The sequence below is a fragment of the Liquorilactobacillus uvarum DSM 19971 genome (genome assembly GCF_001434935.1).
Classification (GTDB): domain Bacteria; phylum Bacillota; class Bacilli; order Lactobacillales; family Lactobacillaceae; genus Liquorilactobacillus; species Liquorilactobacillus uvarum.
Genome location: NZ_AZEG01000115.1, coordinates 1 through 459 on the forward strand (window position 1 = coordinate 1; position 459 = coordinate 459).

1 protein-coding gene is annotated in these 459 nt (G+C 49.9%); it reads left to right on the forward strand.

Annotated elements, in window-relative coordinates; genetic code table 11:
• Window positions 1-459: MSCRAMM family adhesin SdrC (locus FD20_RS13740; protein WP_235807792.1), on the forward strand; the 459-nt coding region annotated here is incomplete at both ends.

A 459-nucleotide genomic window follows, 5' to 3' on the forward strand; every position in this document is an offset into this window, starting at 1 on the left:
TGACTCACTCGTACTTGCGGAAGCTGATTCGCTTGTACTTGCTGAAGTTGATTCGCTTGTACTTGCGGAAGCCGATTCGCTCGTACTTGTCGAGGCTGACTCGCTCGCACTTGCAGACCCTGACTCACTTGTGCTTGTGGATCCTGACTCGCTTGTACTTGCGGATGCTGATTCACTTGCACTTGTGGATCCTGATTTACTTGTACTTGTCGATGCCGATTCACTCGTACTTGTTGAAGCTGACTCACTCGTGCTTGCAGATGCTGATTCACTGGAACTTCCTGAAGCAGACTCACTCGTGCTTGCAGATGCTGATTCACTGGAACTTCCTGAAGCAGACTCGCTTGTACTTGTCGAGGCTGACTCACTCGCACTTGCTGAAGTTGATTCGCTCGTACTTGCTGATGCTGACTCACTCGTACTTGCGGAAGCTGATTCGCTTGTACTTGCTGAAGTTGA